The sequence below is a fragment of the Candidatus Litorirhabdus singularis genome, assembly GCF_026262625.1.
Taxonomy (GTDB): Bacteria; Pseudomonadota; Gammaproteobacteria; order Pseudomonadales; family Halieaceae; genus Litorirhabdus; species Litorirhabdus singularis.
In genome coordinates this window covers 447,692-462,328 of the sequence record NZ_SHNN01000003.1, presented here as the reverse complement: position 1 = coordinate 462,328, position 14,637 = coordinate 447,692, and the positions used below count along the sequence as shown (strand labels likewise).

16 protein-coding genes are annotated in these 14,637 nt (G+C 56.1%); 9 read left to right on the top strand and 7 right to left on the bottom strand.

What is annotated here, in order from left to right; all coding sequences use genetic code 11:
• Window positions 1-126: 126 nt before the first annotated feature.
• Genes hemA through EYC98_RS16615 form a run of 4 tightly spaced genes read left to right on the top strand, consistent with a single transcriptional unit; the run spans window position 127 to window position 4,113 of the window.
• The gene (gene hemA / locus EYC98_RS16630) at window positions 127-1,401 is read left to right on the top strand and encodes a glutamyl-tRNA reductase (RefSeq protein ID WP_279246499.1); all 1,275 of its coding nucleotides are present in this window, start codon (window positions 127-129) and stop codon (window positions 1,399-1,401) included.
• Between the two features lie 12 nt (window positions 1,402-1,413).
• On the top strand, window positions 1,414-2,502 hold the full coding sequence (gene prfA, locus EYC98_RS16625; RefSeq protein ID WP_279246498.1) for a peptide chain release factor 1: 1,089 nt from the start codon (window positions 1,414-1,416) through the stop codon (window positions 2,500-2,502).
• Window positions 2,503-2,504: 2 nt separating this feature from the next.
• On the top strand, window positions 2,505-3,350 hold the full coding sequence (gene prmC / locus EYC98_RS16620) for a peptide chain release factor N(5)-glutamine methyltransferase (RefSeq protein WP_279246497.1): 846 nt from the start codon (window positions 2,505-2,507) through the stop codon (window positions 3,348-3,350).
• A gap of 55 nt (window positions 3,351-3,405) precedes the next feature.
• Entirely contained in the window at window positions 3,406-4,113 is a 708-nt protein-coding gene (locus EYC98_RS16615) for a HesA/MoeB/ThiF family protein (protein WP_420887190.1), read from the top strand.
• On the opposite strand, the gene EYC98_RS16610 is transcribed toward EYC98_RS16615, so the two are convergent.
• On the bottom strand, window positions 4,085-5,503 hold the full coding sequence (locus EYC98_RS16610) for an MATE family efflux transporter (protein ID WP_279246495.1): 1,419 nt from the start codon (window positions 5,501-5,503) through the stop codon (window positions 4,085-4,087). The genes EYC98_RS16615 and EYC98_RS16610 overlap by 29 nt on opposite strands.
• A 140-nt stretch (window positions 5,504-5,643) precedes the next feature.
• On the opposite strand from EYC98_RS16610, the gene rhlB reads away from it, so the two are divergent.
• Window positions 5,644-6,888, top strand: a complete 1,245-nt coding sequence (gene rhlB, locus EYC98_RS16605) for an ATP-dependent RNA helicase RhlB (RefSeq protein ID WP_279246494.1) — start codon at window positions 5,644-5,646, stop codon at window positions 6,886-6,888.
• Here rhlB and cysZ read toward each other — a convergent pair.
• Together cysZ and EYC98_RS21800 are read right to left on the bottom strand one after the other, a co-directional pair.
• Window positions 6,885-7,628 (bottom strand): sulfate transporter CysZ, encoded by a 744-nt coding sequence (cysZ, locus tag EYC98_RS16600; RefSeq protein WP_279246493.1) that lies wholly within the window; start codon window positions 7,626-7,628, stop codon window positions 6,885-6,887. The two genes, rhlB and cysZ, sit on opposite strands and share 4 nt — an antisense overlap.
• Window positions 7,618-7,854, bottom strand: coding sequence for a cysteine-rich CWC family protein (locus tag EYC98_RS21800; RefSeq protein WP_420887189.1), 237 nt, complete (start codon window positions 7,852-7,854; stop codon window positions 7,618-7,620). The genes cysZ and EYC98_RS21800 overlap by 11 nt, the downstream gene beginning before the upstream one ends.
• A 21-nt stretch (window positions 7,855-7,875) precedes the next feature.
• On the opposite strand from EYC98_RS21800, the gene smrA reads away from it, so the two are divergent.
• A complete protein-coding gene (gene smrA / locus EYC98_RS16595; RefSeq protein WP_279246492.1) occupies window positions 7,876-8,457 on the top strand; it encodes a DNA endonuclease SmrA in 582 nt (193 codons plus the stop codon).
• A gap of 41 nt (window positions 8,458-8,498) precedes the next feature.
• Here the strand turns inward: smrA and EYC98_RS16590 are convergent, their stop codons facing one another.
• Genes EYC98_RS16590 through gatC form a run of 4 tightly spaced genes read right to left on the bottom strand, consistent with a single transcriptional unit; the run spans window position 8,499 to window position 12,007 of the window.
• Window positions 8,499-8,792: a PA4642 family protein gene (locus EYC98_RS16590; protein ID WP_279246491.1), complete on the bottom strand. Its 294-nt coding sequence runs from the start codon at window positions 8,790-8,792 to the stop codon at window positions 8,499-8,501.
• Window positions 8,793-8,809: 17 nt separating this feature from the next.
• Window positions 8,810-10,252 (bottom strand): Asp-tRNA(Asn)/Glu-tRNA(Gln) amidotransferase subunit GatB, encoded by a 1,443-nt coding sequence (gene gatB / locus EYC98_RS16585; protein ID WP_279246490.1) that lies wholly within the window; start codon window positions 10,250-10,252, stop codon window positions 8,810-8,812.
• A 2-nt stretch (window positions 10,253-10,254) separates the two neighbouring features.
• The gene (gatA, locus tag EYC98_RS16580; protein WP_279246489.1) at window positions 10,255-11,718 is read right to left on the bottom strand and encodes an Asp-tRNA(Asn)/Glu-tRNA(Gln) amidotransferase subunit GatA; all 1,464 of its coding nucleotides are present in this window, start codon (window positions 11,716-11,718) and stop codon (window positions 10,255-10,257) included.
• Between the two features lies 1 nt (window position 11,719).
• The gene (gene gatC, locus EYC98_RS16575) at window positions 11,720-12,007 is read right to left on the bottom strand and encodes an Asp-tRNA(Asn)/Glu-tRNA(Gln) amidotransferase subunit GatC (RefSeq protein WP_279246488.1); all 288 of its coding nucleotides are present in this window, start codon (window positions 12,005-12,007) and stop codon (window positions 11,720-11,722) included.
• 227 nt (window positions 12,008-12,234) lie between these two features.
• Between gatC and EYC98_RS16570 the strand changes: the two genes are divergently transcribed.
• From EYC98_RS16570 to mreD, 3 genes are read left to right on the top strand one after another with little or no spacing between them, the layout of a single operon-like run.
• On the top strand, window positions 12,235-13,272 hold the full coding sequence (locus tag EYC98_RS16570) for a rod shape-determining protein (RefSeq protein WP_279246487.1): 1,038 nt from the start codon (window positions 12,235-12,237) through the stop codon (window positions 13,270-13,272).
• A gap of 49 nt (window positions 13,273-13,321) precedes the next feature.
• Window positions 13,322-14,143 (top strand): rod shape-determining protein MreC, encoded by an 822-nt coding sequence (mreC, locus tag EYC98_RS16565; protein WP_420887188.1) that lies wholly within the window; start codon window positions 13,322-13,324, stop codon window positions 14,141-14,143.
• Window positions 14,144-14,147: 4 nt separating this feature from the next.
• Window positions 14,148-14,636, top strand: coding sequence for a rod shape-determining protein MreD (gene mreD, locus EYC98_RS16560; RefSeq protein ID WP_279246486.1), 489 nt, complete (start codon window positions 14,148-14,150; stop codon window positions 14,634-14,636).
• The last annotated feature ends 1 nt before the right edge of the window (window position 14,637 follow it).

Below are 14,637 nucleotides of genomic sequence, written 5' to 3'. Positions count from 1 at the left end.
CACAGCTGGCGCGATTCGCCTACAGTGCACAGATTGTGCCTGCTTTTTTGTGGTTAAGTTGTTAAAATCGCGCCCTTTTTCGCCCACTGGCTACCCGCCAGCTTTTTCGGTAACTTGACGAGCACTATGAGCCTGACGGTCCTTGGCATCAATCACAATTCTGCAGCAGTGGAGGTACGCGAGCGCGTGGCGTTTGCTCCCGAGCAGCTGGTGGAGGCGCATCAACACGCCTGCGCCCAGGTGGGCCTGGGTGAGTTGCTGATACTGTCTACGTGTAACCGTACCGAACTCTGCTTTACCAATGCTGCAGCAGACGCTGATGCCGGCCCGCGAGCCTTGCAGTGGTTGGCGGAGTACCATCATCTGCAGCCCGAGCAGATTGCAGATAATTGCTATCAGCACAATGATAGTCTGGCCATACAGCACCTCATGCAGGTCGCCAGCGGGCTGGATTCGATGGTACTGGGTGAGCCGCAAATTCTGGGTCAGATGAAGTCTGCCTACGCCGTGGCGGATGAGGCCGGCACTATTGGTGTTGAGCTCGGGCGCATCATTCCCACCGTGTTTTCCGTGGCCAAGAAAGTCCGTACCGACACTGCCATCGGTGAAAACCCGGTATCGGTAGCCTATGCGGCAGTCAACCTGGCCGGGCGCATTTTTGCCGATCTCAAAGAGACCAAGGCTTTACTGGTAGGCGCCGGGGAAACCATAGAGTTGGTGGCACGCCATTTGTCCGATGCCGGGGTCGGTAAAATTGTGGTAGCCAACAGGACGCTGGGTCGGGCTCGGGAGCTGGCGCAAAAATTTGGTGTAGAAGCCATTTTACTGGCCGATATACCGGTGCAGCTGGAAACCAGTGATATTGTGATTACTTCAACCGCCAGCCAACTGCCTATTCTCGGCAAAGGCGCAGTTGAGCAGGCGATGAAGGTGCGCAAGCATCGCCCCATTTTGATGGTCGATATCGCCGTACCACGTGACATAGAATCTCAGGTCGGCGAGCTTGACGATATTTACCTCTACAGCGTCGATGACTTACGTGAAATTGTCGATCAGAATCTGGCAGCGCGCCGCGATGAAGCGCGGCGGGCCGATGAGTTGATAGCCGCCGGCGTGGTCGAATTTGAAAAGGAACTGCGCTCGCGTGGCGCGGTGGATACGGTGCGGGCACTGCGCAGTCAGGCCGAGGCCATGCGTGATGCAGAAGTTGAACGCGCTCTGCAAGACTTGGCCCGTGGCGGTTCTGCAGAGCAAGTTGTGGCGCAGTTGGCCCGCAGTTTAACCAACAAGCTGATTCATGCACCCACCATTGAGCTCAAGCGCGCGAGTGCCGAAGGGCATGAAGATGTGCTGCTGGCAGGCCGGCGCCTGCTAGGCATTGATGATCACCAACAGGACTGACACAAAACTCAAATGAAGCAATCGCTAATAACCAAGCTCGATGCCCTGGCAGATCGTCACGAGGAGCTCAGTGCCTTGTTGAGCGACAGTGAAATTATTTCTGATCAGAACCGCTTTCGGGAGCTGTCGCAGGAGTATGCCGAGGTAGATGCCGTGGTGCTCTGCTTCCGCAACTACCAGCGCGTGCTTGAAGATATTGGCGAAGCCACCACTATGCTCAAAGATAGCGATCCTGAGCTGCGCGCTATGGGCGAGGATGAGCTCGCTAGCGGCGAACAGCAGCGCGATGCACTGGAGGCCGAGCTGCAAACTCTGCTGCTGCCCCGCGATCCTAACGATTCACACAACGTGTTTCTGGAAATTCGCGCGGGCACCGGTGGCGACGAAGCGGCTATTTTCTCCGGCGATCTGTTTCGGATGTATTCGCGATTTGCCGAAGCTAATCGCTGGCAGATTGAGGTCATCAGCGAGCGCTCTGGTGACCATGGCGGCTACAAGGAGATTATCGCGCGGGTTGTCGGTGCGGACGTTTATGCGCGGCTAAAATTTGAATCTGGCGCCCACCGGGTGCAGCGGGTACCCGAAACCGAGTCGCAAGGGCGTATTCATACTTCTGCCTGTACCGTAGCGATATTGCCGGAAGCGGATGAAGTTGATGCCATAGAACTCAACAAAGGTGATCTGCGCATTGATACTTATCGCGCCTCTGGCGCCGGTGGTCAGCACGTCAACAAAACTGACTCTGCGGTGAGAATTACTCACCTGCCCACCGGCATGGTGGTTGAGTGCCAGGATGAGCGTTCACAGCATAAAAACAAGGCGCGTGCTATGTCCTTACTGTCGGCACGATTACTATCCGGGGCTCAGGACAAGCAGGCAGCTGAGCAAGCTGAAGAGCGTCGTAATCTGGTTGGCACGGGTGACCGCTCAGACCGGATTCGTACCTATAATTTCCCTCAGGGACGGGTTACCGACCATCGCATCAATCTGACGCTGTACAAATTGGATGAAGTCATGGAAGGAGAACTGGGCGCTGTTGTCGAGCCCTTGCGGCAGGAGTACCAGGCCGACCAGCTGGCAGCGCTTGCCGACGAGGGCTAGGCATGGCCAGTGTGGCAGAACTGTTGGCGCTGGCGGCAGACTTACCCGGTGGGGAAGCTGCCCGCGAGGCCGAGGTATTGCTGTGTTTTTATCTGCAGCGTCAGCGTAATTATCTCTTCGCATGGCCCGAGGCCCAGGTGGACGCCGCTCAGCAGCAGGCCTATCTGACCGCGCTGGAACGTCGCAGGCTGGGCGAGCCGTTGGCTTATATTACCGGCGAGCGCGAATTCTGGTCACTCACTCTGAAAGTAAACCAGCACACCTTAATTCCCCGTGCGGATACCGAAGCACTGGTTGAATGGGCGTTGGACTTAAAGCTGCCGGCGACGGCAGCGATCGCTGATCTGGGCAGTGGCAGTGGTGCTGTAGCGTTAGCGCTGGCCAGCGAACGCCCGCTCTGGCAGGTGTGCGCCACAGATATCAGCACCGAGGCGCTGGCAGTGCTGGCTGACAATGTTAAACGTCTGGCACTGGCAAACGTAGAGCTACGCGCCGGGTCCTGGTTTGAACCTTTCTCTGAGCAACCTGACTGGCAGCTACTGGTGAGCAATCCGCCCTATATTGAGAGTTCGGATGTGCACTTGGAACAGGGCGATTTACGTTTTGAGCCGCGTCAGGCTTTAGCCAGTGGTAGCGACGGCCTGGATGCGATTCGCAGGCTAGTTGAGCAGGCCCCACTCCACCTGGCAGCGTCTGGCTGGCTATTACTGGAGCATGGTTATAATCAAGCTCCAGCCGTGCGTGAGTTGCTGGAGAAACGCGGTTTTAGTGCAGTGCAGTCACGCCGTGATCTGGCCGGCATAGAGCGGGTCAGTGGCGGCTGCTGGCTGCCGCCGGCATCGGTATAGCAGGAGTTGAACTGTGCTAAATGACGAACAGTTATTGCGTTACAACCGGCAGATCATGCTGGGAGAGCTTGATATTGCCGGTCAGGAACGATTACTGGCAGCCAATGTGTTGATATTGGGTTTGGGTGGTCTGGGTTGTCCCGCAGCCTTGTATCTGGCTGCGGCGGGGGTGGGTACCTTGCGACTGGTAGATGATGATGTGGTCGAGTCCAGCAATTTACAGCGCCAGATCGCTCATGGAGAGGCTGACGTGGGCGCGCTGAAAGTTGACTCCGCGGCGCGCAGTATTGCCGCTATTAACAGTGATACGCAGGTCGAGCGATTTGCCATAAGGGCCGATGGCGAGACCCTGGCGGGCTTGTTGGAAGGGATTGACCTGGTGGTCGACGCCAGTGATAGTTTTGCTAGCCGGTTTGCTGTTAATCAGGCCTGCGTGGCCGCCAATATTCCGCTGGTGTCCGGGGCTGCGATTCGCAGCGAAGGGCAGGTTGGCGTGTTTGACCCGGCCAGCGGGACCGCGTGTTACCAATGCCTGTATCCGGATGCTCCGGAGGACGCTGACCTCAGTTGTGCCGAAAGTGGCGTGTTGGCACCTATGGTAGGGGTTATCGGTAGTTTGCAGGCGCTTGAAGCCGTCAAAGTGTTGGCGCAGTTTGGCGAGCCGTTGCGGGGTAAGCTGCTGATGGTTGATGGTTGGTCGTTGCAGGTGCGCCGTATCAATCTGCAACCAGCAGTTAACTGTCCGGTGTGTGGTTCGCGTTAGGTGGCTGGCGATCCAGCGGCTGGCGATCCAGCGGCTGGCGCATCCAGCGTTGCAGGCGCCATCCAGACAATATAGCAGCAATTGCTATGCCCAAAATCATGGCTATCCAGAAGCCGCGAGGCCCATAGGTGCTGGATTCAGGGTCGGCCAAACCCAGCCAGTAGCCCAGCGGTAAGGCCACCGCCCAGTAAGCAATGCCCATGACCACAAACGGAAAAACCGTATCCTTGAAGGCGCGCAGCGCCGCCGAGGTCATCACGGCCAACATATCAAATATGACGAACAGGGAGGTCAGTTGCAGCAATGTGACGGCCAGATTTCGTATCGCCGTATCCTGGGTGTAAATGCGTGCGACCATGTCGGGCAGCCATATGAGAATAGGAGCCACCAGCATCAACACCCCAAACGAGATCAGCATGCCGCTGTAAAGACTGCGTGATACGGCGGGCATCGAGCCAGCACCAATGGCGTGCCCCATGCGGGTGGTCATGGCGGCGCCGACGCTGATCAGTGGCACGTAAATAATATCGTAGATGTTGAAGCCGATTTGGTGGGCGGCGATGGCGGTATTGCCCTGAGTAGCAATCATAAAAGCGATGACCGAGAACACGGCGACTTCCAGGAAAAAGGTGAGGCCGATGGGTACACCCAAGACCAGTATCTCACGCATCTGGGGCCAGTCTGGCGCGTGTATACGCATTTCCGGCAGGTATTGGCGCAGGGGTTTGGAGCGTGCGATATAGAAAGCGATCAATATTGGGGTTATCCACATGGAGATAGCGGTGGCCCAGCCACACCCGGCTGCGCCCATTTCAGGCAGGCCCCAGTGGCCGTAAATAAAGGCGTAGTTGAGCGGTACATTGGCACCAAAGCCAATCACACTGGCTATCGCAAACGGGCGCACAATACCGACCCCCTGAGTATGGCAGCGCAGCGCTTGAAACAACGCAGCACCCGGCAAACCCCAGGCGCAGGCCCACAAATATTGGCGGCTTTTTTCCTGCGTTGTGGCCTCCAGATTCAGCAGGTCGAGAACTGGCCCGGGAAACAGTAGCAGCGGCATGCTCAGTATTCCCAGCCCCAAAGCCAGCCAGACAGCCTGTGGCAGACAGCGTCGCAACTGTTGAATGCGCCCAGCACCAAAATGTTGAGCGACAATTGAGGTGACCGCCAGCATGATGCCTAGACTGATTAGGTAGACGGGAAGCCAAAAGTTGTAGCCGATAGCGATAGCGGCCAGATCTTCAGCTGCATAGCGCCCTGCCATGATGGTGTCGACCACGCCGGTCCCCATCTGTGCCAACTGGGCAACCAGCATAGGCAGCGCCAGCTTGAGCATGGCGCTGGTCTCATGGCGGAAATTACCGTCAGTGTTGGGAGATTCGTTCATTGCCGCAGGAGTCTGGGGTCAGGTGGCCAGCAACGCAACTTTATGTGCGCGCTGCGGGCCCCGTCATATCAAAGTACGGTTGTTGACATAAAAGTGTTAGAATGGCGCGCTTTTTTCCCTAACAGACGAGTAGCATAGATTTGACAAGGAAACGTAACGCGGCCAATCAGGACACGTCCTGGAGCCCAGACCAATTTCAGGTGCCCGAGCAGGAAGGCCAAACGCGCTTTCACGATCTGGGCCTGGACGACACCATTCTGCATGCCATCGCCGACCTTCAGTTTCAATATTGCTCGCCGATTCAGGCTGGAATCCTGCCGCATACCCTGCAGGGTCATGATGCGATTGGTAAGGCCCAGACCGGTACCGGTAAGACGGCTGCCTTTCTGATCACCATGCTGAATGACATGCTCGAGAACCCTATCGAAGGCGAGCGTTTTATGGGTGAGCCGCGTGGTCTCGTCATTGCGCCCACACGAGAGCTGGTGATGCAGATTGCGGCCGATGCTGTGGACTTGGCAAAACACACTGGTTTGCAGGTGAGTACTTTGATCGGTGGTATGGATTACCAGAAGCAGCTTAATCAGTTGCAGCGTAACCCAGTGGATATTGTGGTTGCGACCCCAGGCCGCTTACTGGACTTCATGGGTCGACGTGACCTGTTCCTGGACCGGGTAGAATGTCTGGTTCTGGACGAGGCCGACCGTATGCTGGATATGGGCTTTATCCCTCAGGTGAAGCGGATTGTGCGCGCTACGCCCGCTAAATCGCATCGCCAGACCTTGCTCTTCAGTGCCACTTTTACGCCGGATATCCTGAATCTTTCAGAGCAGTGGACATTCGAACCCGTCAATATCGACATTGAGCCTGAGCATGTGGCGACTGACAGTGTCGATCAGCGGGTTTATATGTGCAGTAGCGAGGAGCGCTACCGGGTTATTACCAACTTGTTGCGTACAGATGAGGCTACCAGTGTCATTGTGTTTGCCAACCGTCGTGATCAGGTTCGCCGCCTGCATGAGCGCTTGCGTAAAAGCGGTGTCACCTGCGGTATTCTGTCTGGTGAAATTCCCCAGAACAAGCGCACCCGTACTCTTGATGACTTCAAAACCGGTGCCATTAAAGTGCTGGTAGCTACCGATGTCGCTGGTCGCGGTATCCACGTGGATGGTGTCAGTCACGTTATTAATTATAATCTACCGGAAGATCCTGAAGATTATGTGCACCGCATAGGCCGTACCGGTCGCGCCGGAGCGAGCGGTATTTCAATCAGTTTTGCCAGTGAAGATGATGCATTTTTGCTGCCCGATATTGAAACGCTGCTGGGTAACAAGTTGTCCTGTGAGCATCCGCCGCAGGAACTGTTGGATAAAACCGGGGGCTAGGGCGGGGTCTGCCCTCTAATTTCCTCGCACCAAAACACCGTGGCGCCAACAACGGCCGCGGGTACCACAAAAAAGTTAACGATGGGAATGCCGCTGGCCAAGGCCACCAGACCACCGAACCCGAGGCTGCTGGTGCGTCGGGCGCGCAGCGCCTGTTTTACCTGCTTAAAGCTAAGCAGATGGTTGTCCATCGGATAGTCAACGTACTGTACGGCCATCATCCATGCTCCCAGTAAAAACCAGAGAAACGGCGCGAACGGGCTGAGTGGCGGAATCAGGCTGAGTAGCAACACCGCCAATAGCAGTGGCAGGTAATACAGAAACTTGGCCAATTCCCGGACGATCGAGCGCGGAAAGCTCATCAAAGCACCGGCGATACCTTCCAGGCCATCTGCCGGCTCTCCGGTAATTAGCTCTTCGGCCTTCTCTGCCAGCAATGCGTTAAAAGGTGAGGCGATGAGTATCGCAATGGCAGTGAACAGGTAGCCGCTAATCATCGCTATCGAGATGACCACCAAAGGCCAGATAATCCAGCTCAAAAATGACAGCCATGTCGGAATAGCGGCCATCCAGCTTTCCATGAGGTCTCTGACTTCACCTACGGTCAGCGCAATCAAGGTGCCGAAGATCATAATGTTGATAAGCAGCGGTACGATGACAAAGGCGCGCAGCGAAGGGTGCTTCAATAAACCGGCACCGGTCAGCAAATAACCCACGCCATCGTTAATGCTATTGCTCATTGTGGTTCTCCTGATAGCTGTGCAGGCACTTCGCGCATATGCATACTGCCTGTGCACTGCTCTGCTGCAGCTGGGTTTTTAAACTTGCGGGGAATTGCTCCTGCATACACCAACAGTCTGCTGTTTTCTCTGAAGTGCATTCTTGTCCCGATTTTGCCCTGGCGCATTGGTTCTGGTGGCCACATATTGGGCAGCAGGTGAAATCTGTGTTTTGCGATGCTGGCATTTTTCCATAATACTGTCCGGCATGAACGATGACGAGGAATTCCTGTTCCAACAGGAAATGGCAGGGGTCGCCCCTTTGCAGCATGAGGCGCGAGTGTTGCCCAAACGTGGCCCCGCTGCCGCCAGCGCTGCTGCGCGGCGGCAGGCAGCTGTCGCTGAAACCGGTGATCCCAATTTTCTGCAAGTTGACGACCTGCCTAAGCTAGACCCCTGGTATGTGCTTAGTTTCAAGCGGCCCGGTGTTCAGAATGGGGTGTTTCGTAAGCTAAAGCAGGGACGCTATGCCGCAGAAGCGCTACTCAATCTGCACCGGCGCTCGGTGACCGCTTCGCGCAAGGAGCTCTATGAGTTTGTGATGCAGGCGCAGGAGCTAGGTCTGCGCAGTGTGCAGGTTGTGCATGGTAAGGGTCAGAACAGTCGTGAGCAGGAGCAGTCGTCGATTATTAAGGGCTGTGTGAATCATTGGTTGCAGCAGTTTGATGAAGTGCTGGCGTTCCACAGTGCAACCGTCCAGCAGGGCGGTACAGGGGCCGTTTTTGTTCTATTGCGTAAAAGCGAAGAACAGAAACAGAAGAATCGCGAGCACTACACCCGGGGCGGCTAGCTCTGAATCTGGAGCCAGCTCCCGGCAGAATAAATGCTGCCCTACAGGCTGGCGCCGGCTGAACGCAGAATAGCGGCGTATTCTTCGCCTTTGTTGTGTTGGCTGATAATGGAGAGGACGGTCTCTTCGTTGCCATTCGTGCAATTGACGTCACGGCCATCATTGGTGAAAAAGCCAACGAATTTTTCGAAATCGGACGCGCGCATGCTCTGATAGGCTTTCAGTAGCATATGAAAGCTGCGGTCTGTCTGGTCGAAGGAGCGTACTTCCAGAAAAGAGCGGACTCGATCCTCGGTCCATACTTCATCCAGTACTTTTTCTTTATCCTTACGCATGTTCTTCTCCTGCTCTGTTAAACCAGTTTGCTGTGTAGCAACTCGTTGACCATCTTCGGGTTGGCCTGACCTTTGGAGGCTTTCATAATCTGCCCCACAAAATAGCCCAATAATTTTTTGCGTTTACCCTCATCGGCGGCAAGATACTGTTGCACCTGATCGGGGCTGGCGCTAATGACAGTATCCACCATCGCTTCCAGTTCGCCGCTATCGCTGACCTGCTTGAGCCCCTGTGCTTCGATAATCTGATCAACGCCACCTTCGCCGTTCCACATTGATTCGAAAACCTGTTTGGCGATTTTGCCAGAGATGGTGTTGTCCGCAATACGCGTGATAAGCACGCCCAGCTCGCTAGCCGGCACCGGACTATCGGCAATGTCGCTCTCAGTGCGGTTGAGCTGCGCCAGCAGTTCGCCCTGAACCCAGTTGGCGGCAAGTTTTGGGTCGTTGCAGGCGTCACATACGGCTTCGAAGTAGTCGGCAATAGTGCGCGAGTCTGACAGCACACTGGCATCGTAAGCGCTGAGCTGGTATTGGCTGCAAAAGCGCTCACGTTTTTGACGGGGTAGCTCTGGCAGTTTTTCACGCAGCGCATCGATATAAGCGTCATCGATTTCAATAGGCAGCAGGTCGGGCTCCGGAAAATAGCGATAGTCGTTGGCTACTTCCTTGCTGCGCATCGATCGCGTCTCGTTGCGCTCGGCATCGTACAGGCGAGTTTCCTGCACAATAGAACCGCCATCTTCAAGAATATCCATCTGCCGGGCGACCTCGACGGCAATTGCCTTTTCGACGAAGCGGAAGGAATTGACGTTCTTGATTTCGGTGCGGGTGCCGAGCTTCTCCTCACCTCGGGGGCGCAGCGAAATGTTTACATCACAGCGCATAGAACCCTCCGCCATGTTGCCATCAGAGACACCCAGATAGGTAATAATGGAGTGGATTGTCCGCAGGTAGGCGACCGCTTCCTCGGCATTACGGATATCGGGTTCTGAAACAATTTCCAGCAACGGGGTGCCAGCGCGGTTCAGGTCAATACCCGACATCCCATGATAGTCTTCATGCAATGATTTACCGGCGTCTTCCTCAAGGTGAGCCCGGGTCACGCCTATTTCTTTTTCGCTGCCATCCGGCAGCTGCACTTGCACGCTGCCGCGACCTACAATTGGAAAATCCAGCTGCGAAATCTGGTAGCCCTTGGGCAGGTCTGGATAGAAGTAGTTTTTGCGGTCAAACACTGAGCGTTTGGCTATTTCGGCGTCTATGCCCAGACCAAATAGCACCGCGCAGCGCACGGCTTCTGTGTTGAGGACCGGCAGCATGCCTGGCATGGCCAGGTCTATCGCGCAGGCCTGGCTGTTGGGCGCTGCGCCAAAGCGGGTGGCCGCCCCGGAAAATATCTTTGATTGAGTGGCCAGTTGCACATGAATCTCAAGGCCGATAACTGTTTCCCACTGCATATCTATTGCTCCCCGCCAGTGCTTGTCGGCGTGCGCAGGTGCCAGTCGGTGACCTGCTGATATCGGTGGGCAACGTTCAACAGTCGCGCCTCGTCAAAGTAGTTGCCGATAAGCTGCAAACCAACCGGCAGGCCGTCGCTAAAACCGGCTGGAATTGACATGCCGGGCAACCCCGCCAGGTTGACGCTGAGCGTGAACAGGTCTTCCAGGTACATGGCGACCGGGTCATCGGACTTGGCGCCCAGTTTCCACGCCGGATGTGGTGTGGTTGGCCCGATAATGACGTCGACGTGCTCAAAGGCACCGATAAAATCCTGCTGGATCAGGCGTCGCAGTTGTTGTGCTTTGCGATAGTAAGCATCGTAGTAGCCAGCCGACAGCGCATAGGTACCGACCAGAATGCGACGTTTCACTTCAGCGCCAAAACCTTCATCGCGGCTGCGGGTATAAAGATCGTGCAGATCTGTTGGGTTTTCACAGCGGTGGCCGTAGCGAACGCCATCAAAGCGTGACAGGTTGGTGGATGCCTCTGCGGGCGCGATCACATAATAGGCGGGTACAGACAGCTCGGTATGAGGTAGTGAGATGTCGACCAATGTGGCTCCCAGTTTTTCGTATTCAGTTAGCGCCTGCTGCATGGCGCTGGCCAATTCTGGTTCCAGGTCGGCGTTCATGTACTCGCCAGGTACGCCCACGCGGAGCCCCTGCAGCGGTTGTTCAAGATTCCTTGTAAAGTCTTCATCAGGGCGCTGGGTAGAAGTAGAGTCCAGGGGGTCAAACCCCGCCATGGCAGTCAGCATTAACGCGCAGTCTTCGGCGCTGCGTGCCATAGGGCCGCCCTGGTCAAGGCTGGAGGCAAACGCCACCATGCCCAACCGTGACACTCGCCCATAGGTAGGCTTAAGGCCGCTGATGCCGCACAGTGCCGCGGGTTGCCGGATAGAGCCACCGGTGTCGGTGCCGGTGGCCGCAGGTATCATGCCGGCGGCCACGGCGGCAGCTGAACCTCCAGAAGAGCCGCCGGGGATGCAATCTGTGTTCCAGGGGTTACGTACCGGCCCGTAAAAGCTGGTTTCGTTAGAGGAGCCCATAGCGAACTCGTCCATGTTGGTCTTACCCAGGCTGACCATACCCGCGGCGGCAAGCTTGCTGACCACGGTGGCATTATAGGGCGGCGCAAAATTGTCCAGCATGCGGGAGCCGCAGCTGGTACGAACGTCGCTGGTGCAAAATATGTCTTTATGCGCCATCGGTACGCCGGTGAGGGGCCCCGCTGTGCCGGCAGCACGGCTTGCGTCGGCGCTGCGGGCGTCGATGAGCGCGGCGTCGGCGGTCACGGTTATAAACGCGTTGAGCTCAGGATTGGAGGCTTCAATCTGGCGTAGATAATCTGCGCTGATCTCTTCGCTGGAAAAGGTGCCTGCCTGGAGGCCGCTGCTTACGTCTTTGAGGCTGTGAAAGGGCATCTTAGTCAATCACCTTGGGTACCAGATAGAGGCCGTCCTGGGTCGCTGGCGCCTGCGCCTGGAACGCTTCGCGTTGGTCTACCTCCGTAACAACGTCTTCCCGCAGCCGCTGGCTGGCGTCTAGCGGATTTGCCATCGGCTCGACATCGCTGGTGGCCAGACTCTGCATCTGGTCGACCATGCCTAGAATGCTCGCGATCCCGCTGGTGACAGCCGCGAGTTCTTCTGGAGCGATGCGAATTCTCGCCAGCTCCGCCAGTTTTTCTATTTCTGCTTGCTCAATTGACATGACAATGCTCTTACAAAAGACTGTTAAGCCCCGCCAGAACAGCTGCGGGGGCGCAAAGTTAACACATTTGCGCCTTGCCCAAAATCCCCATGGTTGTTAGAGTTGCCGGCTAGTCAAGCAGATTCCGCGCAAGTGGCTATCGCCCAGTTCTGGCTTGTTGTTTATAGGCAGGCCCAAACCGCTTTCAATGCGCCGTTTAGCCGGTGCAACAGGGTATAAAAAATTACATGCTAAAAAATCTTCGTGGGCTCTTTTCCAATGATTTGTCCATTGATCTGGGTACCGCTAATACACTGATTTACGTTCGCGATCAGGGCATTGTTCTGGATGAACCGTCAGTGGTGGCAATTCGTGTGCACAATGGCCAGAAAACGATTGAGGCTGTAGGTACTGACGCCAAGCGTATGCTGGGCCGGACGCCGGGCAATATCACCGCTATCCGGCCGCTCAAAGATGGCGTGATTGCCGATTTTCAGGTCACCGAGAAAATGCTTCAGCATTTTATTGCCAAGGTGCATGAGAATAGCTTCATCAGGCCTAGTCCACGCGTACTGATATGTGTTCCCTGTATGTCTACTCAGGTTGAGCGTCGCGCTATTCGTGAATCGGCCTTGAGTGCCGGCGCGCGCGAAGTGCGTTTGATAGAGGAGCCGATGGCGGCTGCCATCGGTGCCGGGCTCGCGGTAGAGGAAGCCAATGGCTCCATGGTTGTGGATGTCGGTGGCGGAACCACAGAGATTGCTATTATTTCATTGAACGGCGTTGTTTATCGGGATTCTGTTCGAGTTGGCGGGGATCGCTTTGACGAAGCCATCGTCTCGCATGTCCGACGTCGCTACGGCTCATTGATTGGCGATGCCACGGCGGAACGTATAAAAGAAGAGGTTGGCTGTGCGTTTGCCGGCAGCGAGCTTCGTGAAATTGACGTACGGGGTCGTAATCTTGCCGAAGGTGTCCCACGCAGCTTTTCACTGAATTCAGATGAGATACTTGAAGCCCTGCAGGAGCCATTGACGCAGATTGTTCAAGCAGTGAAGTCTGCATTGGAGCAATCGCCTCCGGAACTGGCAGCCGATATCGCTGAAAGCGGTATTGTGCTGACCGGCGGTGGCGCCTTACTGCGTGATCTCGACCGACTGATTGCCGATGAGACCGGTTTGCCGGTTATTGTCGCTGATGATCCACTCACCTGTGTGGCGCGTGGCGGTGGTCGGGCCATGGAACTGATGGATCGACATACCATTGACCTGCTCTCTACCGAGTAGGCCTCACTCCGTACCTGTTGCCTGACAGCGAGGAGCACGCATCAAGCCCCTGTTCGTCCAAGAGACCTCTGCCTTTACCCGCGTAGCATTGACGGGGGTTCTGGCACTGACTCTGATTTTTGCCGATGTGCGCTTTAACCAGATGGCGGCGACCCGTGCCACCTTGTCAAATGCCGCCTATCCTTTTTACTGGCTGGTGGATCTTCCCGCCCGCTTGAGCAGTTGGTCCAGTCAAATTCTGGTTACCCGCAGTACGCTGCTGGAAGAGAATGCACACCTGCGCTCTGAGTCGCAGTTATTGCAGGGAAAAATGCTGCAGATGGCCGCACTAAGGGCGGAAAACTTACGTCTACGAGCGCTGCTGAATTCTTCCGCGCTGGTGCAGGATGACGTGTTGGTCGCCGAACTCATTGGCGTGACTCCAGATCCTGCTCGCCATCAGGTGGTATTAAACAAAGGTACCGACGATGGGGTTTTTGTGGGCCAACCGTTGCTGGATGCGGATGGTCTGATGGGGCAGGTTATCGAGGCTGGAAACGCCAGTAGCCGGGTCTTGCTGATCACGGATGCTACCCACGCGTTGCCGGTCCAGGTTAATCGCAATGGGGTGCGGGCGATCGCCGAGGGTGTGGGTCGACTCGATGTAGTAGAGCTGCGTCATGTGGCCTCAACAACGGATATCGAGGTGGGTGACTTGTTGGTCACCTCTGGATTAGGCCGACGTTTTCCAGTTGGCTATCCGGTAGCCACGGTTATTGAGGTGACGCGTGACCCGGGCCAGCCCTTCGCGGTTGTGAAGGCTCGTCCCAACGCGGCGCTTAACCGCAGCCGTCACGTGTTGTTGGTTTTCAAACAGTCAGTGGCGGACTAAGCGGATGTCGCAGCCTGGTGCCAACGCGGTCTGGGTGATAGGTGTCACCTTTGGTGTGGCGTTTCTGCTGGCCATTTTTCCGCTGCCGCAGTGGCTGGCGGTGGCGCGTCCGGATTGGGTCGCGTTGGTGCTGATCTACTGGGTTGTTGCGCTGCCACAACGGGTTGGAATTTTCATCGCTTTTCTGGTGGGCATTTTGCTCGACGTATTGGAAGGCGCAGCTCTGGGGCAGAATGCGCTGGCATTTGCACTGGTGGCATTTTTGGCGTTGATTCTCTATCAGCGCCTGCGGGTGTTCAACCTGGGGCAACAGGCGGCTGTGGTGCTTATGTTGTTGAGTTTGAATCAGCTATTGGGGCAGTGGGTGCAGAATCTCACCAGCAGCGGCGCCGATACGCTGTTGTTTTTGATGCCTGCTCTGGTCGGGGCCTTGCTGTGGCCCTTGGTTTTGGTTTTATTGCGGTCTGTGCGCCGCCATTACCGGGTCAGTTGAG